The sequence below is a fragment of the Chromobacterium aquaticum genome, assembly GCF_021129195.1.
In the GTDB taxonomy this organism is placed as follows: Bacteria; Pseudomonadota; Gammaproteobacteria; order Burkholderiales; family Chromobacteriaceae; genus Chromobacterium; species Chromobacterium aquaticum.
In genome coordinates, this window is sequence record NZ_JAJOHW010000089.1 from 61,935 (window position 1) to 76,286 (window position 14,352).

Here is a 14,352-nt window from a genome sequence, read left to right on the forward strand (position 1 = left end):
CCAATCCTAGCCGCCGTCGCTCCACCCATGCCATGCGCGTGTCTTACCGCGTTACAACTAGCTCGAACCATGTCGAAAAACCCGGCTGAGCTTTCAAGCAAGCGCTCGGTTTCACTCAACAACGATCAGCAAAGCAACATAAAATCAAAACAATCTGAAAATTGGAATATTCCGCAAACAAACCACATATCGAGCAATTTTCTTATTTTTATGACCTATTTTTCTTATTTTTAAACCAAAAACAATCAATCATCATGATATTGATAAGTCATCAACAGCAAATAGCAATTGTTCGGATGTTCGTTTTGCTTCAAAATAAAGTTGATTAGAATCAACTGATGTTCTGAAAGGTGTAACCCCCTCGGTACAACTGCCTATACCATGCACATCAATGAAGCGTGAATCACTAATCAACGGTTCCCGCTACTGACTAAAAGTCTAGCAAGAGATAAAACGGCGCGCCGCCGGGCGGCACGCCAAAACGATTACCCCATTTGTCTTTAATGAAGGCCAATATCATGTCTCAAGCCGTTTCCACCCCCCTGCCCAAATCAGGCGCTTCGTCCGCATGGACCAAGCAAGATACCGTCTGGATGTTGGGTCTGTACGGCACCGCCATTGGCGCCGGCACCCTGTTCCTGCCCATCAACGCCGGCATCGGCGGTCTGTGGCCGCTGATCGTCATGGCGCTGCTGGCCCTGCCGCTGACCTTCTTCGCTCACCGCGGCCTCACCCGCTTCGTGCTGTCCAGCTCCAAGCCGGGCGCTGACATCACCGAGGTGGTGGAAGAGCACTTCGGCGTGGGCGCCGGCAAGCTGATCACCCTGCTGTACTTCTTCGCCATCTACCCCATTCTGTTGGTGTATAGCGTGGCCATCACCAACACCGTGCAATCCTTCATGGTCAACCAGCTGGGCGTGTCCGCTCCGCCGCGCGCCATCCTGTCGCTGATCCTGATCCTGGGTCTGATGGCCATCGTGCGCCTGGGCGAGAAGATGATCGTCAAGGCCATGAGCGTGCTGGTTTACCCCTTTGTCGCCTGCCTGATGCTGCTGGCGCTGTACCTGGTTCCGGAATGGAACGGCGCGGCCATCCAGCAAGCCGGCAGCCTGGGCGACGCCCTGTCCCACGGCGCGTTCTACAAAACGCTGTGGCTGGCCATCCCGGTCATGGTGTTCTCCTTCAACCACTCGCCCATCATTTCGTCCTTCTCGGTTGACCAGCAGAAGCTGCATGGCGACGCCGCTGAGCCGGCCGCCGGCCGCGTGCTGATCCGCGCTCACGTCATGATGGTGCTGTCGGTGATGTTCTTCGTGTTCAGCTGCGTGTTCAGCCTGTCCCCGGCGGACCTGGCCGCTGCCAAGGCGCAGAACATTTCCATCCTGTCCTACCTGGCCAACCACTTCCGCAACCCGGTGATTGAATGGGTGGCTCCGCTGATCGCCATCGTCGCCATCAGCAAGTCCTTCCTGGGTCACTACCTGGGCGCCAAAGAAGGCTTCAACGGCCTGGTGATCAAGCAACTGCGCCAGAACGGCAAGTCCATCGAGACCGCCAAGCTGGACCGCTTCACCGCCGTGTTCATGATCATCACCACCTGGGCCGTGGCCACCTTCAACCCCAGCATCCTGGGCATGATCGAAACCCTGGGCGGCCCGGTGATCGCGATGCTGCTGTTCCTGATGCCGATGTACGCCATCGCCAAAGTGCCGGCCATGAAGAAATACTCCGGCGCCGCCAGCAACATCTTCGTGGTTCTGATCGGCCTGATCGCCATCTCCGCCATCTTCTACGATCTGTTCGCCTGATCGCCCTTCTCTGACAACCCGGCCGGTCGCGGCCGGCCGGGTTCCTCAGCATCAAGCCTAAGTATCAAGCCAAGAGGTAAGCAATCATGTTCAGCATGACTGATATCTACAAAATCGGCGTCGGCCCCTCCAGTTCCCACACCGTCGGTCCGATGAAGGCCGGCCACCAGTTCCTGGGCTCGCTCAAGGAAACCGGCCGTTTCAACCAAGTCACCCATGTTCACGTCGACTGCTACGGCTCGCTGGCCCTGACCGGCAAGGGCCATTGCACCGACCACGCCATCATCCTGGGCCTGGCCGGCAATCTGCCGGACACCGTGGACCCGGAACAGACCCCGGCCCTGATCGCCGATGTGGAAAAAACCCGCCAGCTGACGCTGGGCCGCACCCATCAGCGCGTGGGCTTCGACATGGATTTCCACACCGCCAACCTGCCGATGCACGAAAACGGCATGCAGATCCACGCCTTCGTCGGCGACGAGTGCGTGCTGACCAAGACTTATTATTCGATCGGCGGCGGCTTCATCGTGGACGAGGAGCATTTCAATCAAAGCTCCTGCAGCGACACCCCGGTGCCCTATCACTTCCTCAGCGCGCAGCAGATGATGGATATGTGCGAGGAAACCGGCCTGTCCGTGTCCGCGCTGGTGATGGAAAACGAAAAAGCCTTCCACGAAGCCAAGGATGTCGAGCAGCACTTCGCCAAGGTGTGGGATGTGATGAAGACCAGCATCGAGCGCGGCATGCGCACCGAGGGCAATCTGCCCGGCCCGATGCGGATTCCGCGCCGCGCGCCGGCCCTGCACCGCATGCTGACCAGCTCCTTGCAAGTGGCCAATGACCCGATGAGCGTGATGGACTGGGTCAATATGTACGCGATGGCGATGTCGGAAGAAAACGCGGCCGGCGGCCGCGTGGTCACCGCGCCCACCAACGGCGCCTGCGGCATCGTGCCGGCGGTGCTGGCCTACTACAACCACTTCATCCAGCCGCTGGACGAGGACAGCTGCCTGCGCTTCTTCCTGTCGTCCGGCGCCATCGGCTGCCTGTTCAAGCTCAATGCGTCGATCTCCGGCGCCGAGGTGGGCTGTCAGGGCGAGGTGGGCGTGGCTTGTTCCATGGCCGCGGCCGGCCTGACCGAGTTGATGGGCGGCAGCCCGTCCCAGGTGTGCATGGCGGCGGAAATCGCCATGGAGCACAACCTGGGCCTGACTTGCGACCCGGTGGGCGGCCAGGTGCAGATTCCCTGCATCGAGCGCAACGCCATCGCCGCGGTCAAGGCCATCAACGCCGCGCGCATGGCCATGCACCGCGTCAGCAGCCCCAAGGTGTCGCTGGACAAGGTGATCGCCGCGATGTACGAAACCGGCAAGGACATGGACGCCAAGTACCGTGAAACCTCCTGCGGCGGCCTGGCCCTGCAGATCGTGACGGAAAACAAGGTTGCGCCGACCCAGGCCATCCGCTGGGTGAACGACGCCGCCTGAGTTCAGGCCTGAAGCCAGTCCCGACAACGCCGCCAGCCCCGCTGGCGGCGTTTTTCATGGCCGGCGTTTTTGCTCCCTCATGACCCCGATGCCCCCTGGCAATGCCAAGGCGCGGGCATGCCCTCACAATAAGCACAGCGTGGCGCGCGAGAGTATGACAAAATTCTCAACTTTCACGGTCTGAACCCGCTCATCCCATCGCCCCGCCCGGTCACGGCGGCGGCGCCATCACCTCAAAAGGGGCCCATGTGTTTTCTGCGACTGTGCACGATTACTGGCAGGCGGCTTTCGCCGGTGAAACCCTGGTTTACGAGGACGCTACGCTCCGGATAGCCAGCTGCCCCCGGTTGGATGATGAAACGCAAGGCATGCTGCTGGAGCCGCAAGCCGGCCAGAGGCAGGCGCTGTTGCGCGCGGACCTGGCGCAGCGGCTGCAACTGGCGCAGCGCCAGGTCTGGACCATGGACAGCTTGCGCCAGGCGCTGGCCGCGGCCGGCCGCACCCTGCACGGCGCGGACCAGATCTTCTATTTTCCCGCCGTCCAGCTGGACGCCTTATCGCAAAGCCCGCAGCCGGACGGCTGCCGGCCGCTGACGCCGGACGACCAGGCCCTGTTCGCCGCCTTTCAGGGCGGCGCGTCGGAACAGGACCTGGACGCCGCCTATGTCGAGCTGGATCACTGGCTGGTAATGGGCGTTTTCGCCGAGGGCCGCCTGGCTGGGGCCGGCAGCCTGTATCCATGGCGGGAATCCAGCGGCATCGCCGACATGGGCTTATTGACTCTGCCGGCGTTCCGCCGCCGCGGCCATGCACATAAACTGGCGCGGGCGATGGGCCGCGCCGCGCTGCGGCGCGGCTTCGAACCGCAGTACCGCAGCCAGCCGGACAACCTTGCCTCGCTCGCGGTCGCCCGCGCCGCGGGCTTGGCGCTGTATGGCAGCTGGGACATCATCCACGGCTGAGCCAACACCTCATTGATAAGGACAACAAGATGAAGACCCTGAGGCTCAAACCCGCCCTCCCCGACGACGCGGCCGAATGCCTGCGCATACGCGCGCTGACCCGGGAGAACGCGTTCACCGAGGCCAGGCTGGCCGAGCTGGGCATTACCGTGGCGAGCTGGCGCGACGGCATCCTCAGCGGCGAACTGCCGGGCTGGGTGGCCTGGGACGGCGAGCGCATGGCCGGCTATTGCTTTGGCGATCGCGACAGCGGCGAGATCGTGGTGCTGGCGCTGCTGCCGGAATACGAGGCCGGCGGCTGGGGACGCCGCCTATTGCTGCATATGGTGGACACGCTGGCCGGCCATGGCTGGCAGCGGCTGTTCCTCAGTTGCTCCAGCGATCCGGCGGCGCGCTCCTACGGCTTCTACCGCCATCTTGGCTGGGTTCATGGCGGCGAGTCGGACCAGCATGGCGACCATATTCTGGAGCTGAAGCTGGAGCCGGCCGCTTAAGCCGCGGTTCACGGCTCGTGGGATCGTGAACCGGCTGCAAGCACTACAGCATAAAAAACCGCCGGTTTCCTGGCGGTTTTTTATGTCGGCCAGCACACGCAATCTCAGTATCCAGCCCGGTGAAACGTGGACTCAGCTAGGTTCAAGGGCTCGGCAACCATTAGCGCGATGCCATTCTCCAGTTCATCAACGGCGATTTCCGCCGGTTCAATCGCAGCCTCCTGGACATCCGTCACGCCGATATAGGGCAAAAGCCGTGCGAATCAATGCCTCCACATGGTTTAAGCGGCCGATGCGGCCGCCAGCGTGGTGAACTGGCTGTTGCGGATGGCTAGTCAGGCTTCAAGGTAAGCAGGGCGGCCGGACAGCGACGCCCGCTGCCGGAATGCCACTTTTAAAAGAGCGCCCCGGCCGCAGACCCTGATTCTGAGCCGCCTCGGTCCCTCTCACTGCACCGCCGCGCGCGGATCCAGCGCATCGCGCAGCGCGTCCACCAGCAGGCTGAAAGCGGTGACCAGCAGCGACATGGACAAGGTGACCGCCAGCATTTGCCACCAATAGCCCTGGATCAGCTCGGTGGGCGCTTCCGCCAGCATCGAGCCCAGGCTGACCTGGCGCACGCCCACGCCGAAGCCGAGGAAGGACAGAATGGCCTCGTACTTGATCAGCGCCACGGTGAGCAAGGAGAACTGCACCAGCAGCAGATGGGAGATATTGGGCAGGATGTGGATGAACATCTTGCGGGCGCTGCCGGCGCCGATGGCGTCCGCTGCCTGCACGTATTCGCGGCCCTTGAGTTTCAGGTATTCGGCGCGCACCAGGCGGAAGCAGCCGGTCCAGCTGGTCAGCGCCATCACCGCGATGATGGTGGTGATGCCGCGGCCGGAGACGGCGGCGAAGGACAGCAGCAACAGCATGTCCGGCACCGAGGTGAACACGCTGTAGAACCAGCCCAGCGCGTCGTCCACCCGGCCGCCGAAATAACCGGCCGCCGCGCCCAGCGCGCAGCCCACCAACAGCGCCGCCACCGCGCCGAACACACCGACAAAGATGGAGGTGGAGGTGCCTTTCAGCGTTTTCTCTATCACATCACGGCCGCGCAGATCCGCGCCAAAAGGCAAGGTGGCGCGCTTGGCCGGCGCGGCCTGCGCGTATTCGCCCACGTGTTGCCGCGCCTGTTGCAGCTCCGCGCCTATCGGGTCTTCCTCCGGCGTCATGGTGACAATGGGAGCCGCCTGGGCGGGTTTGGTCGGCTCCGGCGGCAACACGTCGTCGGCGGAGGCCTGAACCCAGCTGGGCGGCGCGTAGGGCACGGCGATTTCATCGGTCCAGCTTGCGCCCACCAGATTGAACCAGCCGCCGATGGCCAGCAGCAGATAGACCGCCACGATCCACAGCGACACAAAACCCACTTTCTTGCGCTTCAGTCTTTGCCAGCCCAGCGCCCACAAGCCGCGCGAGGGAGCGGCCGCCGCCGCGCCGGCGCTATTGTTCAATGTCGTCATCTCCAGCCCTCTCTCACTTCAGCTGCACGCGCGGATCGATCAGCTTGTAGACCAGATCGCCCAGCAGATTGAACACCATGGTGGCGATGGCGATATAGATGGTGATGGCCTTGATCACCGGGAAATCGCTCTTGTTCACCGCCATCACCACTTCATTGCCCATGCCGGGAATGCCGAAGAAGCTTTCCAGCACCAGCGCGCCTATCAACATATAAGGCAGCGACATCATCACGCTGGTGACCACCGGGATCAGCGCGTTGCGCAACACGTGCTTGAGCATCACCGCGCGTTCGGACAAGCCCTTGGCGCGCGCGGTGCGCACATAGTCCTGGCCGATTTCCTCGACGAAGAAACTGCGGTAGAAACGGATGTCCGGCCCCAGCGACACCATCAGGCCCATCAGCAGCGGCAGCGGCACGTAGACGAAGAGATTGACCCAGAAGGAATCCCCCCAGCCGCGCACCGGGAACCAGCCCATTTTGAAGGCCAGGAAATACTGGCCGGCGATGATGTAGACCAGCGCGCTGATGGACATGGCCACGGTGCAGGCGATGGTGACGATGTGGTCGGTGAGACCGCCGCGGAAATAGGCGACCAGCGCCGCCAGCGGAATGGCGATGGTGAGGTCCACCACCAGCATCGCGCCGGTCAGCGTCAAGGACGGGCCGACGCGGCTGCCGATGATGTCGGCCACCGGCTGCTGAGTGGACCAGGAGGTGCCGAAGTCCAGCGTCAGCACTTGCTTGACGAAAATCCAGAACTGCCGCGGCAGGCTCTGATCCAGGCCCAGTTGGGCGCGGATATTGGCCAGCACGTCCGGCGTCAGGTGCTTGCCGGCCAGCACCAGCGACGGGTCGCCGCCCACCAGGGTGAACAGCGTGAAAACCAGCAGCATGACGCCAAACAGCGTTGGAATCATCTGCAGGATGCGTCGGATGATAAAAGCGGACATGATGTTCTCCTCGCCTGCCGCTTACTTCTGCACGTCCAGAAAACGCCAGATGTAGTTGTAGTTGGGATGCAGCTTGGCGCCGCGCACCCAGGGCTGGATCAGCGTGTTGCGGAAACGGATGTCGCTGAAGGCCCAGGGCGTGTCCGCCATCACGGTCTTGTTCATCGCGTCGTATAGCCGGTTGCGCTCCGGGCCATCCTCCAGATTGCGGGACTGCTCATACAGCCGGTCGTAGCGCGCGGACTGGTAGCAGGCGTAGTTGACGCCGCCGGTATTGGGGCCGTACAGCAGCTGAACGAAGTTTTCGCCGTCCGGGAAGTCCGCGCTCCAGGCCGCGCCGTTCATGCCGAACTTGCATTCGCGCTGCGCCTTGATCTGCTCGTTCCACTGCATCACGCGGAAGTCCACGCGCACCTTGATCAGATCGAAGGCTTTCTGCCAGTACTCGTTCCATTGCTTGTCAATGGCGGTGGGACCGGTCAGGAAGTCCACCACCATCGGCGCGCCGCTTGGCTGGCGGCGGTAGCCGTCCGCGCCCTTTTTGTAGCCGAAGCGGTCCAGCAAGGCGTTGGCCAGCGCCGGGTTGTAGGGGAAGGCGCCGCGGAAATCCGGGTTGTGGCCGGCCACATTGGGCGGTACCACGTACTGGACCTTGACCGCCTGGTTGCGGCGGATGTCGCGTATGGTTTCATCGGTGTTGAAGGCCATGGTGATGGCGCGGCGCAGCGCGATCTTGTCCTTGCCGTAGCCGCCCACCACCGGGTCTTTCATGCCGAAGGCGTAGAAGGTGATTTCCTCATCCAGGCTGCGCAGCAAGCGGATGCCCTGGCGCTGGAGATCCGGCTTCAGCTCGGCTCGCCACGGGTTGCTCGGGTCCATGCGCAACAGTTGCCGGATCAAGGGCTGGGGGATGCCCACCAGGTCCAGCTCCGCGCTCTTGAACGCCAGCCAGGTGGGCTGCTCCTCCTGGATCACCGACACTTCGATGCGGCCGATCTGCGGGTAGCTTTTGCCGTTCATCTCGCGGGCGACGCGCTGGTCTTCCGGGTCGCTGCCCGGCTGGTAGTTGAAGGTCTGCTTGCGGAAATTGGGGTTGGCCACCAGCGAGATATGGGTGCCGGGCTGCCATTTGGCCAGCATATAGGGACCGGTGCCCACCGGATGGGCGTTGGTGTTGCTGCCGTAGGCTTCCACCGCCTCGCGCGCCTGACCTTGCACAAAGGGCGCGGCCAGAATGTATTTCAGCGCCGGATACGGCTGGATCAGCTTTAGTTGCAGGGTGTAGCGATCCAGCGCGCGCACGCCGGCCACCGGCGCGTCGTAGTTGATCTTGCCGCCGGCGGGCTTGGCCCAGGCGTCCAGGCCGACGAATTTTCCGGCCACCAGATCGCTGATCGGCGAGGCCACCGCCGGATCGATCAAGCGCTTGAAGGCGTAGACGTAGTCTTCCGCCGTCAGCTCGCGCTTCTTGCCCTTGAAGGCCGGGTCCGGCGCGAAGTACACGCCTTTTTTCAGGGTGAAGGTATAGGTTTTGGCGTCGGCGCTGACCGTGGGCATGGCCGTGGCGACATTGGGCACCACCTTGACCGGCCGCGCCAGGTAGTCGAAGGTCAGCAGCGGATCGAAAATGTGTTCGATGATGGCGCCGGAGTAGATGTCCGAGGTCTTGGACGGGTCGAAACCGGTCTCCGGCGCGTTGAAGGCCACGTGCAGCACCTTGTTCATGTCAGCGGCCTGCACCGACATTCCCCCCCACGCCATCAGCGCCAGCAGCGCGCATCGCGTCAGGCTCATGACTTTCTCCTTTGTTGTTGCTCCGGCCTGACGTCTGGCGCCGGCCTAGTTTTTATGTCGCTGTTCTAGCGGCTCTTAGAACGTGTTTACGATCTCGCGAGCTAAGGCGAGACAAGGCGAAAACGAGCGAAAAAGCGGAATGTACAGGTGGTACATGAGCATTTTGAGTTCGGTTTCAACGCCGTATCGCCGACGCGCAGCAGATCGTAAACAGGTTCTTAACACTCATGAACAAGGTGCGCCGGCTCTGCTTGTTGACAAGCGACGCCGGCGACGCCATCGTAAAAGTATCCCTTCGAACCACCGCGAGCGGCCGCCCTCTCCAGCCGCCCGCCACATCGCTCAGGAGCGCACCATGAAAACGACACTAGCGCTGTCCCTGCTTGCGGCCAGCCTGCTGACCGGCTGCGCCACCCAGGCGGGTTACGCGCAGAAGGTCTACGGCTGGCAAGGCCGCGACGTCAACGAGATGCTGGCGCAATGGGGCGCGCCCACCAGCCAGCTGACCATGCCCAACGGCAATCAACTCTATACCTACCGCAGTGCCTACAGCCAGGACATGCCCTATCAGGGCGGCCTCTACAACTACCCCTGGGGCTTTAGCGGCGGCGGCTCGGTGTATTACCGCTGCACCACCAATTTCGTCGCCGATCCCAAGACCCACACCATTCTGTCGGTGAGCTTCGAGGGCAATGACTGCGTGGCGCCGCCCAAGAATTAAGAACCGGTTTACGATCTGCTGCGCGTCGGCGGGATGGATAGAAATGGGCGTTGAAACCAAGCTCAAAATGCTCATGTACCACCTGTACATTCCGCTTTTTCGCTCGTTTTCGCCTTGCCCCGCTCTTGCTCGCGAGATCGTAAACACGTTCTAAGCCCCCCTTCCGCCCAAATAAAGAGCCTGCGTTAACGCAGGCTCTTGTCGTTTCAGTGCTCGGCCGCCGCTTGGTGCGCCGGCTTGCCGCCCAGCAGGCGGCGCACCAAGCCGCGCAAGCTATCCAGATAGGTGTAGACCACCGGCACCACGATCAGGGTCAGCACCGTGGAGGTCAGCAGGCCACCGATGATGGCGTGCGCCATCGGCCGGTTGCTTTCCGAGCCGTCGCCGGTGCCCAGCGCCAAGGGCAGCATGCCGAAGATCATCGCCAGGCTGGTCATCATGATGGGACGCAGCCGCACCCGGCCGGCCTCGACGATGGCCTCGCTGCGCTCCATGCCCTCGCGCCGCGCCTGGTTGATGAAGTCCACCAGCAGAATGCCGTTCTTGGCCGCCAGGCCCATCAGCATGATGATGCCGATCACCGAGAACATGTTCAGCGTGGAGCCGAACAGGTAGAGCGAGCAGAACACCCCGACGAAGGCCAGCGGCAGCGCCATCATGATGGTGACCGGCAGGGTGAAGCTGCGGAATTGCGCGGCCAGGATCAGGTAGATGAACACCACGCCCAGCGCCAGCGCTTGCACCGCGTAGCCCAGCGATTCCTGCATGTCCTTCTGCTGGCCACCCTGCGCCAGCACCACGCCCGGCGGCAGTTTCAGCCCTTCCACCAGTTTATGCACCTCGGCGGACACGGTGCCGGCGTCGCGGCCCTCGATATTGGCCAGGATGGTGATCTCGCGCATCATGTTGACGCGCTTGATCTGGCGCGGGCTGATGCCCTGCCGGGTTTCTATCAGCGAGGACAGCGGGATCATATTGGCCGCGCCGTGCGCATCCGGCCGCCCGGCCACGGTCAGCGCGTCCAGCAGTTCCTGACGGCGCTCGGACTTGGGCACGCGCAGCTTGACGTCGTAGTTCTCGCCGTCCGGCGCTTCCCAGGTGGTGACCGCGTTGCCGGCCAGCAGGATGGACAGCGTCTTGCCGACGCGGGCCAGATCCACGCCCAGGCTGGTGGCGGCGTCGCGCTTGAGCACCAGGTTCAAGGCCGGATCGCCTTCGCTGAGGTTGGATTCGATATCGCGCACGCCCTGGATCTTGCCCAGCCGGCGCATCAGGTCTTCCGATACCGCGGACAATTCGCGCAGATCGCTGCCGCGCAGGCCCACCTTGATCGGCTTGCCCTGCTGCTGCTCGTTGGCCACCGATTTGATGGTGACGCCGGCCACCGGCCGCACCCGCGCGCGCGCGTCGGCGATCACCTGGCTCAGGCTGCGCTGGCGGCTGTCCTTGGCGCCGATGTCCACCGTCACCGAACCATCGTTCTTGCCAGCGCCGAAATTGCCCTCGCCCACATTCATCGAGATCGACTTGATCTCGGGAATGCCCTTCACCGCCGCCGCCAGCTCATGACCCTTGGTGGCGGTGTATTCCAGCGCCGAGCCGGGCGCGGTCTGGTAGCTGATGGTGAACTTGCCGCTGTCACGCTCCGGGATGAATTCGCCGCCGATGCCCGGCACCAGCAGGAAGCTGGCGATGGTCAGCAGCAAGGCGGTGCCGACCACGGTCTTGCGATGTCCCAACGCCCAGCGGATGGCGCCGACATAGCGTTCCGCCAGCCGGTCCAGCGAGCTTTCGAAGGCGTCCAGCATCCGCCCCAGCGGGCCGCGGTGCTTGTCGCCGTGATGGTGCGGATCGTGCCAGATCGACGACAGCATCGGGTCCAGCGAGAAGCTGACCAGCATCGATATCAGCACCGCCACCGCCACGGTCAGGCCAAACTGGTGGAAGAACTTGCCGATAATGCCGCCCATGAAGCCCACCGGCAGGAACACCGCCACCACGGTCAGCGTGGTGGCCAGCACCGCCAGGCCGATTTCATTGGTGCCGTCCAGCGCCGCCTGGTAGTGGCCCTTGCCCAGCCCGGTGTGGCGCACGATGTTTTCGCGCACCACGATGGCGTCGTCGATCAACAGGCCGATGGACAGCGACAAGGCCAGCAGGGTCAGCATGTTCAAGGTGAAGCCGAACATCTGGATCGCGAACAGGGTGCCGATCAGCGACACCGGCAGCGTCAGGCCGGTGATCACGGTGCTGCGCCAGCTGCCCAGGAACAGGAACACGATCAGCACCGTCAGGCCGGCGCCTTCCAGCAGCGTGGATTCGACGTTGTTCAGCGACTTCTTCACGTCTTCGGCGCTGTCATAGGTGTAATGCACCTTGACCCCGGCCGGCATCTGGTTCTTGAGCTCCGCCACCCTGGCCTTGACGCCCTCGGCCACTTCCACCACATTGGCGCCGCGCGCGGCGCGCAGGTCCAGCGACACGCCGGGCTGGCCGTCTATCAGCGAGATGCTGGACTGCTCGGCCTCGGTGTCGGCCACGGTGGCGATGTCGTCCAGCCGGATCGGCGCGCCGTTGCGGTAGCCCACCGCCAGCCGCGAGAAGTCCTCGGCGGACTTGAGCTTGCCGGCGACGCGGATCGCCCATTCCTTGCTCACCGCCGACACCGAGCCGGCGGGGAAGTCCTGGTTGGCGGCGCGCAGCGCGTCGGCCACGTCCTGCAAGGACAGGCCGGAGGCTTCCAGCCGCACCGGATCGACATCGACGCGGATCTCGCGGCGCACGCCGCCGAACAGCTTGACGTCGCCGACGCCGGCCACCATCTGCAGCCGCTTCTTCAACACCTTGTCCACCCAGGTGGTCAATTCACGCGGCCGGGTCTGGTCCGAGGTCAGCACCAGGCTCAGCATCGGGTTGTCATTCGGGTCCACCTGGGACACGGTGGGCGCGGAAATCTCGCGGCGGAACTGGCCCTGGATCGCGCCTATCTTGTCGCGAACGTTCTGCACCGCCACCACCGGGTTCACCGATAGCTCGAACTCCACCACCACGGTGGAGTTGCCTTCCATGGAATAGGAGCGGATTTCCTTGATGCCGTTGATGGTGTTGACCGCCTCTTCCACCGGTTTGGAGATTTCGCTTTCCACCACCTCGGGCGACGCGCCCGGATAATCGGTGGACACCAGGGCGATGGGGAAGCGGATGTCCGGCATTTCCTCCACCGCCAGCCGCTGCCAGGAAAACAGGCCCAGCACCACCAGCGTCAACATCAGCACGGCGGCGAAATAAGGATTGCGGACACTGACTCGGGTCAGCCACATACTGGTTGTCTCCGCTTAGAGTTTGCCGCTGGGCAAGGAGACCGGATCGCCGGCCTTCACGCCCACCAGGTCGACCGCGATCACCGGCTCGCCGGCCGTCACGCCCTCCACCGCCGCCAGCCGGTCTGCCTCGGAACGCAGCAGCAGCCGCACCGGACGGCGCTCCAGCCGCCCCTTCTTGACCACCATCACCCAGGCCTGGCCGTCGGGATCGTGGATGGCCGGCAGCGGCAGCACGACCTGCCCGTCAAGCTGCTTGAGCACGATGCCGCCCTTGGCGAACTGGCCCACTTTCAAGCGTTGCTCCGGGTTCTTCACGCGGATGTACAAGGTGAAGCTGCGGGTGCCGGGCACCGCCACCGGGTTGATGCGCACCACTTCGCCGTGCTGCGGCTCGCTCTGGCCGTCCACGGTGAAGCTGGCCCGCATGCCGGGCTGGATCTGGGAAATCAGCCGCGCCGGCACGGTGGCGGCGATCTCCAGCACCGAGAGGTCGGCGATGGCGAACAGCACCGCGTTCTTGCCGGCCACTTCGCCCGGATTGATCTTGCGCTCGTAGACCACGCCGTCTATCGGCGCGCGGATCTGGGTGTCGGCCAGCAGCCGGCGCGCACGCGCCAGCTGGGTGGCCTGGGCCTTGGCCTCGCCTTCCTTCACCCGGTAATCGCTGTCGAATTCGTCGTAGGCGATCTGCGAGATGAAACCCTTGTGCAGCAGCTCGCGCTGCTTTTCCAGCTTGACCTTGGCCAGGCGCAGCCGCGCCTCGGTATTGGCCACCTGGGCGTTCTGCTCGGTCACCGACTGCGACAACACCTCGGCGTCCAGCACCGCCAGCACCTGGCCGCGCTTGACCGCCTCGCCTTCGCGCACGCGCACTTCCTTGACCCTGGCCTCCACCTCTGCGGCCAGGCTGCCGCTGGTCAGCGCATTGAGCGAGCCGGTGAAGGAAATCGTGGCCGCCAGCGGCCGCGGCGTGGCCGCCACCACGTCGGCGCTGGACAGCGCGCGCGCGGCCGGCGCCGAAGCGCCCCCTTTGCCGGCGGCGGTTTGAGGCGCCTCGGACGGCTTGCCGCTACAAGCCGTCAACGCCAACAACAATGTCAGGACGGAGACAAATCGTGTGTTCATCTTGTGTTGTTCTTTTCATTGAATGGGCGGCCCGTCAGGCTGCTCGGGACGCGGAGGTCGCATGATGGCTGGCCGCGTCAGGCACGGCCGGCATGCATAAGGGCGGCCAGACTGCGGCCGCCCGATATCATGCCACAACAATAAACCTCATATGCATGTCATTGCACGAATTGTTCCGACC

The 14,352-nt window shown here is 63.6% G+C and carries 10 protein-coding genes; 5 read left to right on the forward strand and 5 right to left on the reverse strand.

The genetic code is table 11. The features are described from left to right. Positions 1–518: 518 nt before the first annotated feature. From LQT98_RS14115 to LQT98_RS14130, 4 genes are all read left to right on the forward strand, one after another. The gene (locus tag LQT98_RS14115; RefSeq protein WP_231463015.1) at positions 519–1,808 is read left to right on the forward strand and encodes an HAAAP family serine/threonine permease; all 1,290 of its coding nucleotides are present in this window, start codon (positions 519–521) and stop codon (positions 1,806–1,808) included. A gap of 86 nt (positions 1,809–1,894) precedes the next feature. Continuing rightward, the gene (locus tag LQT98_RS14120; RefSeq protein ID WP_048410875.1) at positions 1,895–3,295 is read left to right on the forward strand and encodes an L-serine ammonia-lyase; all 1,401 of its coding nucleotides are present in this window, start codon (positions 1,895–1,897) and stop codon (positions 3,293–3,295) included. A 248-nt stretch (positions 3,296–3,543) separates the two neighbouring features. Continuing rightward, on the forward strand, positions 3,544–4,257 hold the full coding sequence (locus LQT98_RS24130; RefSeq protein WP_231463017.1) for a GNAT family N-acetyltransferase: 714 nt from the start codon (positions 3,544–3,546) through the stop codon (positions 4,255–4,257). A 29-nt stretch (positions 4,258–4,286) separates the two neighbouring features. Next, complete coding sequence (locus LQT98_RS14130) at positions 4,287–4,751, forward strand: GNAT family N-acetyltransferase (protein ID WP_231463019.1); 465 nt, start codon at positions 4,287–4,289, stop codon at positions 4,749–4,751. Positions 4,752–5,197: 446 nt separating this feature from the next. On the opposite strand, the gene LQT98_RS14135 is transcribed toward LQT98_RS14130, so the two are convergent. The 3 genes from LQT98_RS14135 to LQT98_RS14145 are packed head-to-tail and all read right to left on the reverse strand — an operon-like array spanning position 5,198 to position 9,002. Next, complete coding sequence (locus LQT98_RS14135) at positions 5,198–6,256, reverse strand: ABC transporter permease (protein WP_231463021.1); 1,059 nt, start codon at positions 6,254–6,256, stop codon at positions 5,198–5,200. Between the two features lie 13 nt (positions 6,257–6,269). Beyond that, positions 6,270–7,208: an ABC transporter permease gene (locus tag LQT98_RS14140; protein ID WP_231463023.1), complete on the reverse strand. Its 939-nt coding sequence runs from the start codon at positions 7,206–7,208 to the stop codon at positions 6,270–6,272. Between the two features lie 21 nt (positions 7,209–7,229). Next, a complete protein-coding gene (locus LQT98_RS14145; RefSeq protein WP_053074469.1) occupies positions 7,230–9,002 on the reverse strand; it encodes an ABC transporter substrate-binding protein in 1,773 nt (590 codons plus the stop codon). A 355-nt stretch (positions 9,003–9,357) separates the two neighbouring features. Here LQT98_RS14145 and LQT98_RS14150 point away from each other — a divergent pair, with 355 nt between their 5' ends. Continuing rightward, positions 9,358–9,723, forward strand: coding sequence for a hypothetical protein (locus LQT98_RS14150; protein ID WP_231463025.1), 366 nt, complete (start codon positions 9,358–9,360; stop codon positions 9,721–9,723). A gap of 206 nt (positions 9,724–9,929) precedes the next feature. On the opposite strand, the gene LQT98_RS14155 is transcribed toward LQT98_RS14150, so the two are convergent. Then, on the reverse strand, positions 9,930–13,043 hold the full coding sequence (locus LQT98_RS14155; protein WP_231463027.1) for an efflux RND transporter permease subunit: 3,114 nt from the start codon (positions 13,041–13,043) through the stop codon (positions 9,930–9,932). A gap of 15 nt (positions 13,044–13,058) precedes the next feature. Further along, positions 13,059–14,171, reverse strand: a complete 1,113-nt coding sequence (locus LQT98_RS14160) for an efflux RND transporter periplasmic adaptor subunit (RefSeq protein ID WP_231463031.1) — start codon at positions 14,169–14,171, stop codon at positions 13,059–13,061. Positions 14,172–14,352: the final 181 nt, after the last annotated feature.